General features: G+C 62.2%; 15 protein-coding genes and 1 pseudogene. 8 read left to right on the forward strand and 8 right to left on the reverse strand.

Annotated features, from left to right (window positions below; genetic code table 11):
* Positions 1 to 15: 15 nt before the first annotated feature.
* Together CWE17_RS11340 and CWE17_RS11345 are read right to left on the reverse strand one after the other, a co-directional pair.
* A complete protein-coding gene (locus CWE17_RS11340; protein ID WP_131457289.1) occupies positions 16 to 2,697 on the reverse strand; it encodes an AAA family ATPase in 2,682 nt (893 codons plus the stop codon).
* A complete protein-coding gene (locus tag CWE17_RS11345; RefSeq protein ID WP_131457291.1) occupies positions 2,688 to 3,914 on the reverse strand; it encodes a metallophosphoesterase in 1,227 nt (408 codons plus the stop codon). The genes CWE17_RS11340 and CWE17_RS11345 overlap by 10 nt, the downstream gene beginning before the upstream one ends.
* 110 nt (positions 3,915 to 4,024) lie before the next feature.
* Between CWE17_RS11345 and CWE17_RS11350 the strand changes: the two genes are divergently transcribed.
* From CWE17_RS11350 to CWE17_RS11375, 6 genes are read left to right on the forward strand one after another with little or no spacing between them, the layout of a single operon-like run.
* Complete coding sequence (locus tag CWE17_RS11350) at positions 4,025 to 5,179, forward strand: phosphotransferase enzyme family protein (RefSeq protein ID WP_131457515.1); 1,155 nt, start codon at positions 4,025 to 4,027, stop codon at positions 5,177 to 5,179.
* A 1-nt stretch (position 5,180) separates the two neighbouring features.
* Entirely contained in the window at positions 5,181 to 5,762 is a 582-nt protein-coding gene (locus CWE17_RS11355) for a DOMON-like domain-containing protein (RefSeq protein WP_131457293.1), read from the forward strand.
* A gap of 17 nt (positions 5,763 to 5,779) precedes the next feature.
* Positions 5,780 to 6,814: a transglycosylase SLT domain-containing protein gene (locus CWE17_RS11360; protein WP_131457295.1), complete on the forward strand. Its 1,035-nt coding sequence runs from the start codon at positions 5,780 to 5,782 to the stop codon at positions 6,812 to 6,814.
* The gene (locus CWE17_RS11365; RefSeq protein WP_131457297.1) at positions 6,783 to 7,487 is read left to right on the forward strand and encodes a hypothetical protein; all 705 of its coding nucleotides are present in this window, start codon (positions 6,783 to 6,785) and stop codon (positions 7,485 to 7,487) included. The genes CWE17_RS11360 and CWE17_RS11365 overlap by 32 nt, the downstream gene beginning before the upstream one ends.
* A 26-nt stretch (positions 7,488 to 7,513) precedes the next feature.
* Positions 7,514 to 8,842 (forward strand): O-acetylhomoserine aminocarboxypropyltransferase/cysteine synthase family protein, encoded by a 1,329-nt coding sequence (locus tag CWE17_RS11370; RefSeq protein WP_131457517.1) that lies wholly within the window; start codon positions 7,514 to 7,516, stop codon positions 8,840 to 8,842.
* Positions 8,843 to 8,866: 24 nt separating this feature from the next.
* Complete coding sequence (locus CWE17_RS11375) at positions 8,867 to 9,760, forward strand: homoserine O-succinyltransferase (RefSeq protein WP_131457299.1); 894 nt, start codon at positions 8,867 to 8,869, stop codon at positions 9,758 to 9,760.
* A 259-nt stretch (positions 9,761 to 10,019) separates the two neighbouring features.
* Here CWE17_RS11375 and CWE17_RS11380 read toward each other — a convergent pair.
* Positions 10,020 to 10,283 (reverse strand): annotated as a pseudogene (locus CWE17_RS11380) (hypothetical protein); the annotation flags it as partial.
* A gap of 53 nt (positions 10,284 to 10,336) precedes the next feature.
* The gene (locus tag CWE17_RS11385; RefSeq protein WP_131457301.1) at positions 10,337 to 11,971 is read right to left on the reverse strand and encodes a bifunctional aminoglycoside phosphotransferase/ATP-binding protein; all 1,635 of its coding nucleotides are present in this window, start codon (positions 11,969 to 11,971) and stop codon (positions 10,337 to 10,339) included.
* Between CWE17_RS11385 and CWE17_RS11390 the strand changes: the two genes are divergently transcribed.
* The gene (locus tag CWE17_RS11390) at positions 11,970 to 12,587 is read left to right on the forward strand and encodes an alpha-ketoglutarate-dependent dioxygenase AlkB (RefSeq protein ID WP_370318306.1); all 618 of its coding nucleotides are present in this window, start codon (positions 11,970 to 11,972) and stop codon (positions 12,585 to 12,587) included. The two genes, CWE17_RS11385 and CWE17_RS11390, sit on opposite strands and share 2 nt — an antisense overlap.
* On the opposite strand, the gene CWE17_RS11395 is transcribed toward CWE17_RS11390, so the two are convergent.
* A complete protein-coding gene (locus CWE17_RS11395) occupies positions 12,538 to 13,452 on the reverse strand; it encodes an AEC family transporter (protein WP_131457303.1) in 915 nt (304 codons plus the stop codon). The genes CWE17_RS11390 and CWE17_RS11395 overlap by 50 nt on opposite strands.
* A gap of 80 nt (positions 13,453 to 13,532) precedes the next feature.
* On the opposite strand from CWE17_RS11395, the gene CWE17_RS11400 reads away from it, so the two are divergent.
* Positions 13,533 to 13,733: a hypothetical protein gene (locus CWE17_RS11400; RefSeq protein WP_131457305.1), complete on the forward strand. Its 201-nt coding sequence runs from the start codon at positions 13,533 to 13,535 to the stop codon at positions 13,731 to 13,733.
* Here the strand turns inward: CWE17_RS11400 and CWE17_RS11405 are convergent.
* The 3 genes from CWE17_RS11405 to CWE17_RS11415 are packed head-to-tail and all read right to left on the reverse strand — an operon-like array spanning position 13,730 to position 15,988.
* Entirely contained in the window at positions 13,730 to 14,473 is a 744-nt protein-coding gene (locus CWE17_RS11405) for an amino acid ABC transporter ATP-binding protein (RefSeq protein WP_131457307.1), read from the reverse strand. The genes CWE17_RS11400 and CWE17_RS11405 overlap by 4 nt on opposite strands.
* A 4-nt stretch (positions 14,474 to 14,477) precedes the next feature.
* Positions 14,478 to 15,482 carry an amino acid ABC transporter permease gene (locus CWE17_RS11410; protein ID WP_131457308.1) on the reverse strand — a complete coding sequence of 335 codons (1,005 nt, stop codon included), beginning with the start codon at positions 15,480 to 15,482 and terminating at the stop codon, positions 14,478 to 14,480.
* On the reverse strand, positions 15,482 to 15,988 hold the full coding sequence (locus CWE17_RS11415; protein WP_131457310.1) for an HdeD family acid-resistance protein: 507 nt from the start codon (positions 15,986 to 15,988) through the stop codon (positions 15,482 to 15,484). The genes CWE17_RS11410 and CWE17_RS11415 overlap by 1 nt, the downstream gene beginning before the upstream one ends.
* Positions 15,989 to 16,000 lie beyond the last annotated feature (12 nt).

Raw genomic sequence — 16,000 nt, forward strand, 5'->3', positions numbered from 1 at the left:
CTGGGCAGGAGCCGTTCAGTTGTCAGTCAGTTCCACCACCTCATCGGCGATGGGGCGATAGGCATCGGGGTCACAGCTCATCACGATGACTTGCAAGCCCCGCTCGACGGCCTCCCGCAGCATGGAGAGAACAGCCTGCAGGCGATTGGGGTCGCTGTTGGTGAAGGCGTCATCGAACAGCACCGGAAGGCAGCCGTCATGGCCATGACGCAACACATCGGCAATCGCCAACCGCATGGCGGCATTCAGCTGTTCTTTCATGCCGCCGCTGAGATCCTCAAAGGCAAAGGCAAGGCCGTCTCGCTCGAGCCCAAGGGCTTCGAGCCCCTGTTTCGGGTCGTAGCCAAGTTGAACGCCATCGGCTCCCCGCCTGCCCTCTGGAGGCTTCGTCTGTCTGAGCAGCGGGGTGAGGAAGTGGTTGATGCTCAGGCGTAAGGGTTCCGTGTAGCGGCTGGAGAGATCGCTTCGGGCCTGTTGGAACAAGCTCAGCAGGTGACGGTGGGCCTCCACGCGCTGGCGTTCCTGTTGCTCCCTAGCTGTGCACTGGTCGAGCCGGGTACGTGCTTCCTCCTCGGCGCCATAGGGATCCGCAAGGCTGAGGGCTTCGCAGCGCTCCTGAAGAGCACCTCGCTGGGCGCTCAGCTCCTGCAGGCGCTTGCGCAGCAGGCTGTCCTTGTACTCCAGTTCCTTTCCGTCTAAGCCTTCCTCTTGCTCGAGGGGGATGAGGCGCTTCCGCAGGGCCTGCTCTTGCTCACGCAGGGCTTCCAAGGCCGGATCCAGTGTCGCGAGTTCGCCACTCTGTTCCACCACTTCGGCGCGCTGCCGACGGCGTGCCTCGGATGCAGCATCCAGGCGCTCCCGGCGCAGCCGACGCTGTTGCAACTCCTGGTCGCTTCTTCGCAGTTCCTGTTCTTGCTGTCGGCTTTGCTCCCTTGCCAGTCGCAAACTGTCTTGCACCTTCCGGTAGGTGATTCGACATTGCTCCAATGCCTCGCGCAGTGCCGCTTGTGCGTGTGTTGGAGAGGTGGTGGATGCTGACGGCTCCTCCTCCTGCGATGCCATGGGTTCCTCGAGGGCTTCCAGACGGTCTCGCAGGGTGGCGATCGCCTCAGCTGGATCCTTCGCTCCTTGGCGTTGAAGCTGTTCCCCAAGGAACCGATACTCAGCCTCGAGTTTGGTGCGTCGACGCCATTGCTGCTCAGCCTCAGCCAGGCTGCTCACCCCCAGGGCTTCAAGCCTTTGTGCCTGTCGCCGTTCTAAGGCGGTCCGCTCCTCCACCAGGACCTTGAGATCGCTCCCTCCCCCGGGGATGACTTCCAGTTCCACCGCCTCGCCGACTTGGAGCGTGAAGGCTTCGCTCAACAGCCGCTCCTCTCCGGTTTCAAGGGGACTGCCATCGATGCGAATGCTCTCTTGCGCCCGCAGAAGTTTCACCCGGGTGGCCATCGTCTCCTGACGGATGCGGAGGTGTTCAAGTTGCTTCTCTTGCGCCTGCAGGGCCTTGAGTTGCTCTTCGCTCAGGCTGATGGTCTGCTTCAACTGCTCCTGCACGGCCTGGAGCTGGTTCTGGAGGGATGATCGCGTGCGTTGCTTGCTCTCCAACTCCTCCAATTGCGCCGTCAGGTCCTGCCGCTCCTCCCGGCGGCGCAACGACTGGCCACGTTGTTCAAGGCTCTGGCGTTGCAGCTCGAGCTTCTCGAGCTCCACTTGCGTCTGTTCGTGCTGTTGGTGTTTCTGCTTCAACGCTCTTTCCATGGGCTCCAGGCCTGCATCGAGCTGCTGGCGTTCCAGGGCTTGCTGTTGTTCCTCCGCATCGAATTGCATCAAGGCGGTGCGATTGCGTTCCAGCCGTTCCCGTTTCAAGGTCAGCGGTTCGATGGCCTGCTGCAGGGAGCGTCGCTGCTCGAGGCGCTCGCGGCTTCGCTGCAGAGCTGGGAGCTGTTCTCGTTCAATCGTCTTCATGTCTCCGACGATTCGATCCAGCTCCTCGCTGCTGTCTTCGAAGTTCTGTCGCTGACGCCGCGCCTCCTCCAGAGTGTTTCGCGCTGCGCTCAGGTCCTGCTGGCATTGCCAGAGCAGGCTGTTTTGGCGCACGCCTCGGGTGCTGAGGCTGCTTTGAACAAGAAGCTCCAGTTCGTCATGGATTCGTTGATCCAGCGGAGATTGCAGCGCTCCTTCTGCCCGTGCCTCCAGCTGTTCAATCAGGGCATCGAGCGCATAGTGCTCCGGGCCGCGGCCGAGCAGGTCTTGACCGGCGTCTCCCTGCATCACCCAGAGGTGGGCCCAGCGGCTCGGCAGGATCCGGTTGGCCTGGCGACTGCCGAGGATCTCCTCAACGCCGAGCAGCGTTGCCAGGGTCTCCTCTGCTTCGCTGCCCAACAGGGCTGGCTGACCATCGGCCCGCAGTCGCACGCTGCCACTGCTGCCACTGAAGCGTTTCTGAACAGTCCAGCTCTGACCTCTTGCCTCAAAGCCGACCTCCACTAAGGGATGGCCGGCGTGGAGACGAGAGCACAGGGTTTGTACCGCCGCTCCCGTCGCGCTAGCCCGCAGGAAAAGACCCCGGTGCATGGCGGTGACCAGGGAGCTCTTTCCACTCTCGTTGGCGCCGCTGATCAAGGTGAGACCTGGGGCAAAGCTGAGTTCCAGATGGCGATGACGGCGCACGCATTCCAGGCGGCAATGGGTCAAGCGCATGGGGCCTCCTTCTGAGCCCTTGGGTTCTCACCGCTCTCCCGTTCGCAGAGACGATGCAGTTCACACAGGGCTGTCTCCAGCAGCGTGACCTGCTCGGGATCGTTGCTTCGCTCCAGCTCCCCCAGTAACTGCAGCGCCACAGCACTGAGCAAGGGGCCGTCTCGGCGATCCGTCAGCTCACTCAACTCCTCTGCTTGCGGCCTTCGATGGATGCCTTCCCCGCGGAGACGAAGGTGCAGCAACGATGGCTCCAACTGCTCGAGGCGCTGCGCGAAGGCCTGATGGTCAGCGAGGCTCAGCTGACCATCGAGTTCGAGCCTGATCAGATCCTTGCCCACCCGGCGGCCCACTTGCTGATCCAGCCAGTGCTCCAGTCGCTCCAGGTCGGTGTTGGAGTTGAGCTGCATCTTGAGGCCATGCCATTGGATGCCGGCGGTTCCCAGAGTCGTGACCTGGGGCGGCCTCTGCCGCTTCAGGTCCACTTGCAAGATCTGTCCGCGTTGCTCAGCGCTCGAGCGTGAAAAGCGATCGGGTTCGGGGGTGCCGCTGTACCAGCAGCGCTCGCTCACCTGATGGAGAGCATGCCAATCGCCCAGGGCGATGTAGTCGACCTCCCGCTCAATCCCGGGCCCGAGCCGGAGACGGTTGCTCTCTGCCCTGCCGCCACCTCCGGCTTCAAGGTCGTCATCGCCACCGTTGAAGCCTTGCACTGAGCCATGGGCCAGAACCACACGACTGGAGTCCGAAGGAAGGCTGCTCCAGTCGAGGGCATCGAGCCATGCGGTGGGGCTTTCGCCTTCGTGCTGACGCAGCAGTGGACAGGGCAGGACCACCAGCTCCGGAAGCTTGATAGGGCGGCGCTCCAGCAGAAGCTGTAGCCCGGGGCAGCGTTGCTGCATCTCCCGTTGCACGTCAGTTCGGCGCCAAATGCCACCAGCTCCCCCATGGTCATGGTTGCCGGGAATCACCAGCACCGGGCAGGGGATGGAGGCCATCACCTCCAGCACCTCCATCACCGTGGCGGTGGGGACGGCAGCGGAATCGAAGAGATCTCCTGCCACCAGCAGTGCATCAGCGTTCTGCTTCTGGGCGTGCTCCGCGATCCGGCTGATCGCTTCGATCCGCGCCTGTTGCAATCGAATCCGCTTCTGTTGGTCTTCCACCCAGCGGAACGGCTTGCCGATCTGCCAGTCGGCTGTATGCAACAGACGGGGCAAGGCAAGCCGTGTGCGGACGTGGCCCCATGCTGCCTGAGGTTCTGACCACTCGCCCCTGGTGTGGCGATGGAATCGCGCCATTCTCCGGATTGAGACGCATGCGATCACCCATGGCTGAAGGGGCTCTTCATCACGAATCGTCCCTGCAGCAAATCGCCGGGCAGTTTCACCCACCTGAGCGGATCGCTGGGATTCAGTCGCTTGGCAGCGGCAATGTCAATGACACGTTTCTGGTTCGGCTGGATGGAGAGGGTGATCCTCCGGCTTTCGTGATGCAGCGCTTGAACACGACTGTGTTTGCCAGGCCGGAACTGGTGATGGGCAACTTGCTCACCCTGGGTCGTCATGTGCAGCGCCGTTTGGCGTCCCCACCACCCGAACTCGCAGGTCGGCGCTGGGAGGTGCCCCGCGTGCTCGCCGCCCGCGGGGAGGCGGGCCATTGGGTGGAACACGATGGCCAGTTCTGGCGATCGATCACCTACATCGGAGCTGCGACCACCACGGATGTGATCCGTGATGCCAGCCATGCCCGTGAGATCGGCTACGGCCTGGGGATGTTCCACCACCTGATTAGTGACCTACCAGCGGGGGAGCTGGCCGACACCCTCGAAGGGTTCCACGTTACGCCAGCGTACCTGTCTCGTTACGATGCCGTGCTGTCTTGCCGCTCGGTCGATGGAGCGTCCGAGCCCAGGTTGCAGCAGGCTCTCGAGCATGTGGAGCGCAGGCGTGTGGGGGTGGATGTGTTGGAGGCCGCCTGTGCTCGAGGCGAGCTTCAACGTCGTCCCATCCACGGTGATCCGAAGATCAACAACGTCATGATCGATGAGAGCAATGGCCAGGCCGTTGGCTTGATCGACCTCGATACGGTCAAGCCTGGCCTGATCCATTACGACATCGGTGACTGTCTGCGCTCCTGTTGCAATGCCGCCGGAGAGGAAACCCTCGACCTCGCCTCCGTGCACTTTGATCTCTCGCTGTGTCGTTCCATCCTCGATGGCTATCTCGCCATTGGTCGCTCTTTTTTGACGGATGCCGATCTGCGTTATCTCCCCGATTGCATCCGCCTGATTCCCTTCGAGCTGGGTCTCCGCTTCCTGACGGATCATCTCGAGGGCGACATTTATTTCCGTACGGAGCGGCCTGAGCACAACCTCGACCGCGCGCTTGTGCAGTTCGCCCTCACCGAGTCGATCGAAAGCCAGTGGGACGCGATCTCAGATCTGGTCCAGGCATCGATCAGCGCCTGTCCTGTCCGCTCCTGACATGGCCCGCCATTCCGTGATGGTGCGTCAGGTGTGCTCTTTGCATCCCTTTGCATCAGAACTGAGTCCGACCCTCTCCATCCGTGTCGAGTTTGTCTGGAGAGAGTCCGGCCAGCTTGAGCTCAGCTTTGGTCTTCGCCCGTTGCTGCCCAGTGGCGATCTGGAGGAGCTCTTGTTACCCCCGCTCCAACCGACCCCTCAACGTCTGGATGATCTCTGGCAGCACACTTGTTTTGAGGCCTTTCTCGGTTTACCCGGAAGCCCTTGCTACTGGGAGCTCAATGTCTCCCCCTCCGGCGACTGGAACCTTTATGCCTTTGACGCCTACCGGGTGCGACGGGAACCTGTTGATATGCCGTTGGCTGTCGAACAACCACCCTCGCTCATCCTCCAGCGCGGCCTCCGCGATCTTCGCGGCGATATCCAGCTTCCCCTGCACCCCTGGTGGCCTCCAGGAGTGCAGCCCGAGCTCGGTCTTGCCATGGTGGTGGAGGAACGGGATGGTCGCTTGAGCACCTGGGCCCTTCGCCATCCAGCGGAGCAGGCTGATTTCCACGACCGTCGCGCCTTTCTGTCGTTCTGATCGCTGCCTTCAACCGGATGGCCCGTGCCCGTTCACGTCGTTGGTGCTGGACCCTGCTGGCGGCGCTGCTGATACCGGCGGTCATCGTCAGTCAGCGCAGCGGAGGGGGGGAATCCCAGGCCTCAAGGGTCGCGCCTGCCTCCCTGCCGGTGCTTCCCACCCACCCCGCTCTTCCCCGCAGTGCGGACGGTCGCCACTATCCCTTGATCCCGCAGGATCCCAGCGCGCTGGCGACGTTGCTGGAGGCTCTTGAGGCTGCGATCCGGGCGCCGGCGACACCGGATTCAGCCCTGCCGCGACTCGCCCATCAGCAGCAGGTGATCTATCGGGTGCTCTCCCGCGATCCCGCAAGGGCTCGACAGGTCCGCCAAGCCCTGTCGCCCTCCTGGCATTGGTTGTTTGATCAGCACGTCGCGGCCCGCCGGGAATTTCTGGCCATGCATCGCGGGCCGGCTGGTTCGACGTTGCCCGCATGGCGCATCCAGGCACCGGCCCCGGCTGAGCGCCTGCTCGAGGCGTACCGCAGTGCTTCGGCCAAGACCGGGATTCCCTGGGAGGTTCTAGCGGCGGTGAATCTGGTCGAAACCGGTATGGGTCGGATCGATGGGGTGTCGGTCGCCAATGCCCAGGGACCTATGCAGTTTTTGCCCAGCACGTGGGCGGAGCCAGGCATCGGTCGTGGCGGCAACATTCGTGATCCCTGGGATGCGATCCATGCCGCTGCTCGCTACCTCGTGCGTCGGGGGGGACTCAGCGATATCCGCCGCGGGCTCTGGGGGTACAACAACAGCAATCACTACGGAGAGGCTGTTCTGCGCTACGCCGCGGTTTTGAAGGCTGATCCGGCTGCCTACCGGGGCCTGTACCACTGGGAGATTCACTACGCCTCGGCTGCAGGGGATCTCTGGTTGCCCGTGGGCTATGCCCAGGCAAAACCGATTCATGTTCGGGACTATTTGCGTCGCCAGCCCTTCAGCAGCCCACCAACTACGCTGCGACCAACTGAGAACAATCCTGCGCGTGGCCAAGGAACTGACGCATCGGGGCGATGAGCTCAAGTCGCTTGGCTGGTCTGCCGAGGACGTGGCCCGTTATGCCGAACTGTGGGAGTACCGCCAGCGCTGGGGGGCGATGAACCTCGAACGGGAGGACCGACTCTTCCTTCGCAAGGCAGAAGCTGCCCTCCCGGCCATCCTCAGCGGCAAGGCAGCTGCCCGCAAAGGGCTTCGTGACAAGGCCTATGTGCGTTGGCTTCAATTCCATCTCGATGCCATGCAGGCAGCAGAGGCAGCGTTCGGTTTGCCTGATGGTGCCCAGGGTGCCTGGCCGATGTTGCTCGAGGAGGAGCTGCGCCTACTCGACTACTACCAACCCGTTCTCGGCCTTCCCGACACCCTGAAAGCCAAGGGCTTCGATTCCGTTCGCGAGGAGCTGGCTGAGATGGCCACCGCTCTTGCCGCCTCATCAGGTGAGATGCGCCAGTACGACTTCATGGCCGCTCTTGAGGCCCTGAAGGCCAAGGAATCGACTCGCTTCCGACCTCTGCGTGACCTGGCAGGAGATCAGCCTTATCCCGTGCTCCACGCCGATGCGCTGGTCAGCTTCCGGGATCAGGTCCGTGCTCGACTCACGCCACTCCTGCGGGAGACCTTGCCGTCTTTGGCCAACAGCGAGAAACCTGAACCGCCTGCCGATTGGAGTCGGGACCCCGGTGCCGGAAGCTAGAACAGGGATTCATTGCTCGACTGGCCTTGGCTTCGCATCGCTTCGAGACCCTGCAGCTGCATGCCGGACAGGCTCCTGATCCGGCGACCAATGCCCGGGCGGTGCCGATTTACCAGACCAGCTCCTACGTGTTCAATGACGCTGAGCACGGTGCCAACCTGTTTGGACTGAAGGAGTTCGGAAACATCTACACCCGTCTGATGAATCCGACGACGGATGTGTTTGAGAAGCGGGTGGCTGCTCTCGAAGGAGGTGTAGCCGCCCTTGCCACAGCGTCTGGTCAGTCCGCTCAGTTCCTGGCGATCACCAACTGCATGCAGGCTGGTAACAATTTTGTCTCCACCTCGTTCCTCTACGGCGGCACCTACAACCAGTTCAAGGTGCAGTTCCCTCGCCTCGGCATTCAGGTCAAATTCGCGGAGGGTGACGACGTCGCCAGTTTTGCCGCCCAGATCGATGCCAACACCAAGGCGATCTATGTGGAGGCGATGGGGAATCCCCGCTTCAACATTCCTGATTTCGCCGGCTTGTCCGCCCTGGCAAAGGAGCGTGGCATTCCTCTGATTGTTGACAACACCCTGGGCGCCTGTGGTGCGTTGCTACGACCGATTGAACACGGTGCCGATGTGGTCGTGGAGAGCGCCACCAAGTGGATCGGTGGCCATGGCACCAGCCTCGGTGGTGTGATTGTGGATGCCGGCAGCTTTGACTGGGGCAACGGCCGTTTCCCGCTCATGAGTCAGCCCAGTGCCGCTTATCACGGACTTGTCCACTGGGATGCCTTCGGCTTCGGGAGCGAGATCTGCAAGATGCTGGGTGTTCCCGCTGACCGCAACATCGCCTTTGCCCTGCGGGCAAGGCTTGAAGGGTTGCGTGACTGGGGCCCGGCGGTGAGCCCCTTCAACAGCTTCTTGCTGTTACAAGGCCTCGAGACCTTGAGCCTGCGTGTCGAGCGTCATGCGGAGAATGCGATGGCCCTGGCGTCCTGGTTGCAGGACCATCCCAGGGTGGCATCCGTCAGCTATCCCGGACTGGTCGGCGATCCCTATCACGCCAGAGCGAAGCAGTACCTCACCGGCCGGGGGATGGGCTGCATGCTGATGTTCTCCCTGAAGGGTGGGTTTGATGATGCGGTTCGCTTCATCAATGGTCTTCAGCTCGCTAGCCATCTCGCCAATGTCGGTGATGCCAAAACCCTTGTCATTCATCCAGCTTCCACCACCCACCAGCAGCTTTCGGAGGAGGAGCAGGCCTCCGCAGGCGTGACCCCCACGATGGTTCGCGTTTCGGTGGGATTGGAGCACATCGATGACATCAAGGCCGATTTCGATCAGGCCCTGGCATTGCTTTCCTGATCTGCGACCTCAAGGCGTGACCCCATGGCACTGATTCTTCCGCGCAGCTATCACAAGATCGCCGCGGTCGAACGCAACGGCATTTCCTGGATCGAGCCCGAGCTTGCCGAGCGTCAGGACATCCGGCCCCTGAGGATCGGCATTCTCAACATCATGCCCCTGGGAAAGCAGTACGAATTCAACCTGCTCCATCCCCTCGGGCTATCCCCTCTGCAGATCGAACCGATCTGGATCCGACTCACCAGTCATTCCTATAAAACCTGGGACCATCACCACCTCGATCAGCTCTACGTGAGCTGGGAGGAGGCCACCGCTCAGGCGCCCCTCGATGGCCTGATCATCACCGGTGCTCCAGTGGAGCATCTTCCTTTCGAGCAGGTCACCTATTGGCCAGAACTTGTGGATCTGATCGAGGAAGCCCGTCGCAGTTGCGCCAGCACCCTTGGGCTTTGTTGGGCCGGATTTGCCTTGGCGTATCTGGCTGGAGTCGACAAGATGCCGTTTGAAAAGAAGCTGTTTGGGGTGTATCCCATGCGCAGCCTGGTGCCGGGCCATGCCCTGATGGGAACCCAGGATGATCGCTTCTTCTGCCCCCAGAGTCGCCATGCCGGACTGGCGGATTCGGCGATGGAGGCCGCTCAGCGTCAGGGAAGGCTGCGCTTGCTCGCCCATGGCGAAGACGTCGGCTACACCATCTTCGAGACCACCGATCAGCGTCAGCTGATGCACTTGGGGCATCCCGAATACAACACCTCCAGGATCCTGGGGGAGATGGAGAGAGACCGGGCTCGCGGTGATGTGCCGCCTCCCGAGAACTTTGATGCTGATCACCCCCAGACCCTCTGGCGCTCCCATCGCAATCTGCTGTTTCAGCAGTGGGTCTGGTTCTGTTATCAGCGCGTCAGTCTGGCGGGCTGATGGGCTGCGCTTTTTCGTTGTAGAACACCGTGCAGCGATAGCGATCGCTTTCGCGCACTTGGATGGTGGTGCATTGGGTGTCGGTCACAGTGCTGCCTTGCGGCACCTGTTGCTGAGCCCGTTCGGTGGCATCCTGGGCATCCCAGACCGACTCCGCGGTGATGCTTCCCGCCACGAGGGCTGAAGGGGCAAGAAGGAGAAGGAGCAGAACACCAGCGCTCTTGCCAATCACCTGGTTCATCACGGATGCGCTGGTCTCGATCGCACGCTCGCTGGAAGGGCCCCGATTGAGCTCCCGTTCGAGTGCTTCCACACGCTTTTCCCTGACGCAGTGGCGACATCCGCCTGTGGTTTGGAGATGTTTTTCAGGTGTGATGCAGATCTGCTGCACAGGGTGTTTGCGGCAGAGAATTTTGATCGGGCTTTTGTAGCTCCGGTAGTGAATACCCGAATAATCGAACCGGTCTCCGAAGCGCTGACGCGCCCGTTCAAGGAATTCCTCTTCGGAGATTCGTGCCGCCATTTCCGAAATTTATCGGCCATCGCGGGCTTTTTCTTGGCCAGCTTTATTGCTTGTTACTCAGATGCATCGCCTGCAACAGGCTCTCCAAGGAGCTTGGCTCTGAGCACCGGCAGCAGATTGGATGGCCGATCCCCCTCTCGGAAGACAACACTCTGCGCCTGTTCCTGTGAATCCAGAGGCTCGATCCACTGTTTCTGTCGCTCACGGACAGAGCAATCGGCCTCGGATGGGTCGCGACCAAGGGCCTGGCGCTGTTGGATCCGGGTCGACGCCGTGGCATCACTGCATTGGCAGTGCAGGATCACCGTGGCGCGGTCCATCCGTTTCGCCAAAAGGCGCATCCACTCCCTCTCCCTGCGTCGCAGGAAGGTGGCATCCACGATCACATCAAAACCACTGCTCAGTAGGGACTCCACTAGCTCTGGGAGCCTTTGCTCGAACAGCCATGCTGTGACCTCAGCGCTGTAGGGGTCAGGATCCGTGCGCCAGCCGACCTGCAAGGGCAGTCGCCCGAAGGCCCTGGCGCGTTCGAGATCCGAGCGAACCCGCAGGGCCGGCAGCGCTCCCACCAGGAAGCGGCTGAGGGTGGATTTGCCACTGCCGCTCAGCCCATGCATCAATACCAGCCCTCCCTTCGCTGGTTGTTCCATCTGGGCAGCCCGCTCGATGTAGTCGCTCACTCTTCCCATCAACGTTGCATTGGGTTGTTGGTCCTGGCGCACGGCAGTGACCTTCGCCCGCACCATGGCCCGGTAGGCGAAATACCAGCGCCAGAGGTCCATGGCTCTGTAGTCACCACTGCACTCCAGCCAGCGGTTGAGGAGGATGGCGCCGGCTCCCGATTGCTGCTGCACCTGGAGATCCATCACCAGAAAAGCGATCTCACTGATTGGGTCGATCCATCGCAGCCCTGGGTTGAAGTCAATGGCGTCAAAGACCTCGAGCTTGCCGTCGGCTCGGCGGTGGATATTGCCGCAATGCAGATCGCCATGGCACTCACGGATGGCTCCCGCTTCGAGCCGTTGTTGGAACCGTGGGGAGAGTCGTTTGCTCTCCTGCTCAGTCCAGGTGCGGTGCCTGGCGAGGGCGGCGTGGATCGGCCCCTTGGGTGTTCGTTGATCCAGCACCAGCAGATTGGTCTGGACTGGTTCGATCACTGCCGACGCTGTGCCGAGAGGGCCTGTCGAGACCGCACAGGCTGCCTGATGGTGGAACTGGGCGAGGCTGTCGGCCAGTTCCTCGAAGCAGCTGTCCGGTAATGGTTCGTTGAGGCAGTTGCTCAGCAGGGATCTGGAGGGGAATTGGTGCATGCGCACCGTCGCTTCCAGCAGGTCTTGTTGGTTCCGTCGTGCTTGGTCGGGGTCGCAGGCAAGGATCCGGGCCGACTCCGCTGGGCCGACCACGGAGTCCACGGCGGCGTAAAGATCTGGGGCTAGCCGCCGATTCAGGCGTAGCTCCTCTCGGCAGTAATGCAGGCGTTGCTCAAAGGTGGCGGCCTGCACAAAGCCGAGATCGATCGGCTTTTTGATTTTGTAGGCCCACATGCCAGTCAGCAGCACCCAGGAGATATGGGTCTCCACCAGCTGCACTGATTCCACCGGATGGGGGTAGGCCTCTGGACGCAATAGGGCCTTGATCAGAGGCGGCTGCCCATCTGGGGTTTGCGCATCGGTGGAGTCAGCCAGCATGGGGGCGTCCAGCGCCGATTCCATGATGCTCGAGCCTTGGCATCTGCACCGCCGTTGGATGGAGGCAGAGGCCTGCATGCACTGGATGGGTCGATTACAAGCGCAGTTGCTCTGGGAGCAGCCTGTGGTTCAGGTGTATGGGCGTCGCCATCCCGTGCCCCGGCTGACGGTGTTCCTGGCAGACCAGCAGGTCTCCTATCGCTACAGCGGAGTTCTCCATCGCGGTGGGGGCTGGCCCGATTGGTTTCAACCTTTGCTGGAGAAGGTCAATGCTGCCTGCGGCACTGTCTTTAACGGCTGTCTGCTCAATCTGTATCGCCATGGTGATGACCGCATGGGCTGGCACGCAGATGATGAGCCTGAGATCGATGGCACCCATCCGATCGCATCGCTCTCCTTCGGGGCATCCCGTACGTTTCAGTTTCGCCATCGCCTCTCCAAAGAGCGCCGTGACCTCGAACTTGCTGATGGCGATCTGCTGGTGATGGCCCCTGGCTGTCAGCAGCAGTGGTTGCATGCTGTGCCGGTGCGGCGGCGGGTGCAGGAGGTTCGGATCAATCTCACCTTCAGGGTGTTCCGAACCACTGCAGCAGCCACCACCAGAGAGGGACGCTGATCAGCGCCAGCAGAGTGCTGCGCAGCACCAGCAAGGCTGCGGTGTCGTGTTCACGCTGCACGGCCTCCGCCATCAGCAGCACGGAGATTGCCGTGGGGGCAGCTGCCTGCAACACCAGCGCATCCCGACTGCTGCTGGCCAAGGGCAACAGGCGTGTGACCAGAAGCATTAGCAGGGGATAGAACGCCAATTTGGCGATCAGCGAGGCGCCGAGACCTGCTCTGGAGGCAGTGGCCTCGCCCCTCGGTTCGATCGCTCCAAGGCGCATGCCCACGACGGCAAGGGCCAGCACAATCACCACCCTGGAGGGAAACCACAGCAGTGCAGCGATGTCCGCTCGCCAGGGGGTTAGCTGAACCATCAGAGCGCCCAGCAGCCCACGACTGGCAGGGCTTTCACTGATGTGGCGTAACAATGAGACCAGGGTTCCAGCCTGTCCCTGCCCCTGCCTCCTCGCCAGCCAGAGGGGACCCAGTCCCCACGCCAGCAAGGTGGCACCGAAGTCGTAGCCGATGCTCACTGGAAGGGCTTCCTCCGGAAGCAGGGCTAGGGCAACGGGAATCCCGAAATAGGCGGTGTTGCCGACGCAGCTGCCCAGTTGCAGGGTCGGTGTGCCAAGCCCCAGGGCCTGGCAGCGCTGCTGCTGCGTGATGGCGAGCATCAGCAGGATGCCGAAGACGGCGATCGCGGCGTATCCGAGCACAGCCCAGTTCAGTCCGCTGCGAAGCAGGAGTCCCATCAGACTGATCGGCACTCCGAAACGCACCAGTGGCAAGGCAAGGGGCCTTGTCCAGCTCGGGTGCCGACGACCGATCAGATAGCCGAGCCCCAGCGTGGGTACGAGTTCGGCGAAGAGGCGAAGCATCCGCGATCAGCCGAACAGGGGTGATTCGATCTTGACCCACGCCCCCTGTGACAGACTTCAGATTGTCTACAGGTTGACCGATGCGTGCTGCTGGCCCCGTCTGCTCGATCCCTCGCCACTGGGAGCGGTTGGCGCTCAGTCTCAGTGACCGACGGGATCAGTTGCTCGAGCGCTTGGCACAGCAAGTGGAGGCCCTTCCTGCTGACAATGAGAGTTGGCTGAGCACCGAACGGGAGCTGATGGCTGCTGAGAGCGCCCTGAGACGCTTGCAGGCCATTTAGTGCTGCATTTGGCTGAGGAAGCGGCGACTGCGTTCCTCGCGGGCATGGTTGAAAAAGGAGGACGCATCATTGAGTTCCACCACCCGCCCGCGGTCCATGAAGAGAACGCGGTCGGCCACTTCCCTGGCGAATCCGAGTTCGTGGGTGACCACCACCATGGTCATGCCCTCAGATGCCAGGGCTCGCATGGCATCCAGCACTTCCTTGACTCGCTCGGGATCCAGGGCGCTAGTGGGTTCATCGAATAGCATCACCTCCGGTTTCAGCGCCAGGGCACGGGCGATCGCCACCCGCTGCTGCTGACCGCCACTGAGCTGGGCAGGGAATTTGTCTGCCTGCTCCGCAATCCCCATCTGCGACAGCAGGCTTCTGGCCTGTTGTTCTGCTTCCGGCCTGGCAATTCCCTGAACCCGGATCGGTGCCAGGGTGATGTTGTCGAGGATCGTGAGATGGGGGAAGAGGTTGAATTGCTGAAACACCATGCCCACCCGCTTGCGGATCCTGCGGATCTGCCGCTCATCCCCCTCGGCATCCAGGGGGATTCCGAGCACGTTCAGAGTCCCCGAATCGATCGACTCGAGACCGTTGAAGGTGCGAATCAGGCTGCTCTTGCCGGATCCTGAAGGCCCCATCACCACGAGCACCTCGCTCAGCTTCACTTCCAGGGAGACGTGATCCAGAGCCAGGGGCCCGTTCCCATAGCGTTTGCAGAGGTCTCTGGCCTGGATGGCTGTGGTCATAGCTCTATCGACTGGTCTCAAGGCGGCTGGCGAGTAGGGCCATGGCGGTTCCGACCAGCCAGTACACCACGCCAAGCCAGAGGTAGACCTCGAGGTGACGACCAATGAAGTCGGGATTCGCGAGCAAACTGCGGCTGATCCCAAGGAGTTCCACCAATCCGAGTAAGGCCATGAGGCTGGTGTTCTGCAGCAGGCCGATGGCTTGGTTGGTCAGTGCCGGCAGCGAGATCCTCAGCGCCTGAGGGAGCACCACCCAGCGCAGGCTTTGGATCGTGGTGAGTCCAAGAGCGGCGGCGGCTTCTCGCTGGGTGCGGGGGATGGCCTGCAGGCCCCCGCGAATGTCTTCCGCCACGTAGGCGGCAGCAAAGAGTCCAAAAGCAACCACGGCCCGGAGCACGCGGTTGATCTCCAGATTCACCGGCAGAAACAGTGGGATCAGCAGTTGCCCAAAGAAGAGCACGGCGATCAGGGGGACGGCACGCATCAGGTCGACGTAGAGGCGACTGCTGTGATGCAGCACGGGCCAGGGGCTATTGCGTCCGAGCGCGAGCAGGATGCCTAGGGGCAGTGCCAGAAAGCCACTGGCTCCCGTCAGCAGCAGGGTCAGGGCCAGCCCTCCCCAAGCACGGGAGGGAACGGCGGGTAGGCCCATCCCCCCTCCGAGCAGGGTGATGCCGAAGGGAAGCATGGCCAGCCATAGCCAGGGGAGCAGCAGCCTGAATACACCCCTGCTCTGTGGGCTGCGTTTCACCGGCAGCACGAGCGTGCAGAGGGTCAGGAGCAGCAACAGCAGCAGCCATAGGATTGGTCTCCAGCGTTGGTCCGCTGGATAGGTGCCGCTGGCGAACAGAGGCAGGTTGCTGCTGACGACAGACCAATCCGCTGCTGCTAACACCCAAGCACCGGTGCTCCAGAGGATCCAGGCGATCAAGATCAGGATCGCCAGGGTGAGGAGCGCATCGAACGGATGGCGGCGCAGGTAGCGGATCAGGCGACCCGATCGCCCCATCAGGCTTGCTCGCTCGGTGGTGTGGGGGCTTGGAAGTGGTTCAGGGCCGAGAGGAACAGGCCAACGCCAAACAGGGTGCCGAGGGCCCAGAGGCTGTCAGAGGGCCACTCGAGCACAAGCAGCAGGCCAAGAATGGCTGTCACGACCCCGTCAAGCACAGTCAGCCCTGCCGCTGGCCCCGCTGTCGTGGCTCCGGCCGCCAATTCCATCACCCCTTCGACAAGAAGCAGCACGCCTACGAACAGCGTCAGGCTGATTTCACTATCGATCGGATCGATCAGGACCCAAAGGGCGGCGCCGCAGTACAGCAGCCCGGTGAGCACTCGGAACAGCCGAGCTTGGCCACCAGCTTCGCTCCCAAGCCGGAGGAATTGTCCAACCCCGGCGGCGAAAGCAATGCCGCCGAGCCCGATGGTGAGCAGCGTGCCGGAGGCGAAGGGCAGAAGCACGGCAGCAACCGCAGCGACGACCAGCAACACACCAGCGATGCGACGTTGGGACCCCATGACCGTCGAGGG

This window comes from Synechococcus sp. BS56D (assembly GCF_004332405.1).
GTDB lineage: Bacteria > Cyanobacteriota > Cyanobacteriia > PCC-6307 > Cyanobiaceae > Synechococcus_C.

Bases quoted from the DNA above. Each gene is read 5' to 3' on its own strand.
- CWE17_RS11340 (WP_131457289.1), bottom strand. From the start codon at position 2,697: ATGCGCTTGACCCATTGCCGCCTGGAATGCGTGCGCCGTCATCGCCAT.
- CWE17_RS11350 (WP_131457515.1), top strand. From the start codon at position 4,025: ATGGCTGAAGGGGCTCTTCATCACGAATCGTCCCTGCAGCAAATCGCC.
- CWE17_RS11355 (WP_131457293.1), top strand. From the start codon at position 5,181: ATGGCCCGCCATTCCGTGATGGTGCGTCAGGTGTGCTCTTTGCATCCC.
- CWE17_RS11360 (WP_131457295.1), top strand. From the start codon at position 5,780: ATGGCCCGTGCCCGTTCACGTCGTTGGTGCTGGACCCTGCTGGCGGCG.
- CWE17_RS11375 (WP_131457299.1), top strand. From the start codon at position 8,867: ATGGCACTGATTCTTCCGCGCAGCTATCACAAGATCGCCGCGGTCGAA.
- CWE17_RS11390 (WP_370318306.1), top strand. From the start codon at position 11,970: ATGGGGGCGTCCAGCGCCGATTCCATGATGCTCGAGCCTTGGCATCTG.
- CWE17_RS11385 (WP_131457301.1), bottom strand. From the start codon at position 11,971: ATGCTGGCTGACTCCACCGATGCGCAAACCCCAGATGGGCAGCCGCCT.
- CWE17_RS11395 (WP_131457303.1), bottom strand. From the start codon at position 13,452: ATGCTTCGCCTCTTCGCCGAACTCGTACCCACGCTGGGGCTCGGCTAT.
- CWE17_RS11400 (WP_131457305.1), top strand. From the start codon at position 13,533: ATGCGTGCTGCTGGCCCCGTCTGCTCGATCCCTCGCCACTGGGAGCGG.
- CWE17_RS11405 (WP_131457307.1), bottom strand. From the start codon at position 14,473: ATGACCACAGCCATCCAGGCCAGAGACCTCTGCAAACGCTATGGGAAC.
- CWE17_RS11410 (WP_131457308.1), bottom strand. From the start codon at position 15,482: ATGGGGCGATCGGGTCGCCTGATCCGCTACCTGCGCCGCCATCCGTTC.
- CWE17_RS11415 (WP_131457310.1), bottom strand. From the start codon at position 15,988: ATGGGGTCCCAACGTCGCATCGCTGGTGTGTTGCTGGTCGTCGCTGCG.